Annotated in this window: 2 protein-coding genes; one reads left to right on the plus strand and one right to left on the minus strand. The window is 70.6% G+C overall.

Annotated features, from left to right (window positions below):
• Positions 1-842, minus strand: an 842-nt coding sequence (locus VIB55_RS20590) for a sodium:solute symporter family transporter (protein ID WP_414682079.1), incomplete at its 3' end; no start/stop codon positions are given.
• 214 nt (positions 843-1,056) lie between these two features.
• Between VIB55_RS20590 and VIB55_RS20595 the strand changes: the two genes are divergently transcribed.
• The coding region (locus VIB55_RS20595; RefSeq protein WP_331878551.1) for an ROK family transcriptional regulator at positions 1,057-2,133 on the plus strand (1,077 nt) is incomplete at its 3' end.

A 2,133-nucleotide genomic window follows, 5' to 3' on the forward strand; every position in this document is an offset into this window, starting at 1 on the left:
CACCAGTAGCCGAACGACAGCACGAAGCCGAGCCCCATCACCAGCCCGAACCACTCGACGCCCACGGGGTTCGTCGCCGCGCTGCCGAGCCCCTGCCAGGCGTGCGTGTACGCGCCCGAGGGGAGGCCGCGCTGCGTCGCCGTCTCGGCGAGGCGGGCCGTGAGCCCGCTCCAGCCGCCGACCGAGCGGAGCCCCACCCAGACGAGCGGGGCGAAGCCGAAGACGATCATGAAGAACTGCAGCACCTCGTTGTAGATCGCGCTCGTGAGGCCGCCGAGGAGCACGTAGGCGAGCACGATCACCGCCGACGCGAGCACGCTCACGTCGAAGCTCCAGCCGAGGAGCAGGTTGAGCAGCTTGCCCATCGCGTACATCGAGATGCCTGACGAGAACACCGTCATGGCGGCGAAGGTGATGGCGTTGAAGCCGCGCGTCTTCTCGTCGAACCGAAGCTTCAGGTACTCCGGCACCGAGCGGGCGCGCGAGCCGTAGTAGAACGGCATCATGAACACGCCCACGAACACCATCGCGGGAATGGCGCCGATCCAGTAGAAGTGGCTGGTGGCGATGCCGTACTTGGCCCCCGAGGCCGCCATCCCGATCACCTCCTGTGCGCCCAGGTTGGCCGACAGGAACGCCAGCCCGGCCACCCACGCGGGGATGCTGCGGCCGGAAAGGAAGAAGTCCGTCGACGAGCGCATGTAGCGCTTCAGCGCCACCCCGATCCCCACCACGAAGGCGAAGTAGATCCCCAGGATGACGTAGTCGATGGTGGCGAGCTGAATGCTGGTGGTCACGGCGTTCTCGGGGGCTGGTGGACGGCGCCGGGGCAGGCCCGCCATGGCGGGCGACGTGCGCGGCGGGGTGCCGGCCGGTGCGTGGGAGGGGTGCGCCCGAACCGAAGGCTTGACGGCGCGGGTCCGGAAGCCGACTTTCCGGTATTGGAACGATCAGTGACAAAATGGATGGCCGTACGATAGCGGCCCTCCCACGGGTCCGCAAGCACTTTTCGCCCGCGCATCCGCCGCCACATCCATCCCCCGCCCCTCCCGCATCGTGCGCAAGATCGACCCCCGCAACTTCCAGCGCGCCACCCGCACCACCAGCAAGGAGATCAACCGCCAGATCGTGCTGAACCTGGTCCGCGAGTACCAGCCGATCTCGCGGGCAGACCTGGCGCGCCGCATGGAGGTGGCGCGCGGAATGGTGAGCCCGCTGGTGAACGAGCTGATCGAGGGTGGGCTCCTGTACGAGGCCGCGGTGGGCACCTCGCGCCGCGGGCGGAAGCCCACGCTGCTTCACGTGCGCGCGCACGACCGGCTGGCGGTGGGCATCGACGTGCGCCTGAGCGAAACGCAGGTGATGCTCGCGGATTTCGCCGGCCGCACCCTCGCGCTGGAGATGCTGCGGACCCCGGCCACGCCGGACGAGCTGATCGCGGAATTGGGTACGCGCATCCGCCGGCTGCTGGACGCCAACTCCGCCGCGGGCGAGTGCCAGGGGATCGGCCTGGTGGTTCCGGGTACGGTGGACAAGGAGACGGGACGCCTGGTGAACGCGCCCACGCTGGGCTGGCGCGACGTGGACCTGCGCGGCGCGCTTGAAGCGGCCGTGGGGATCGAGGTCACCATCGAGCGCGACGCCGTGGCCTGCGCCCTCGCGCAGATGTGGCTGGCGCACCCGGTGGGCGGTGCGCTGGACAGCTTTGCCTACGTCACCTTTTCCGACGGCGTGGGCGCGGGCCTGGTGATCAACGGGCGGGTGGTGCGCGGGCACCGCGACGCCGCCGGCGAGTTCGGACACATCCCCCTGACGATGGACGGGCCCGCCTGCCTGTGCGGGTCACGGGGATGCTGGGAGGCGTACACCTCCAGCCACGCCATCGTCGCGCGCTACCTGGGCCGCGAGCTGGCCACGCGCGACAGCTACGCGGCCGTCCGCGAATCCGGGATGACGGTGGCCGACGTGATCGCCCGCGCCCGCTCCGGCGACGCGGGGGCGCTGTCCACGCTCGAATCGACGGGGCGGCTGATGGGGCTGGGGCTGGCGGCCATCGTCAACGCGGTGAACCCGGCGCGGATCGTGGTGGGCGGCGAGGTGGCGGCGGCGTGGGACATCGTCGGCCCCCCTGCC

The sequence above is a fragment of the Longimicrobium sp. genome (genome assembly GCF_036554565.1).
Lineage (GTDB): Bacteria > Gemmatimonadota > Gemmatimonadetes > Longimicrobiales > Longimicrobiaceae > Longimicrobium.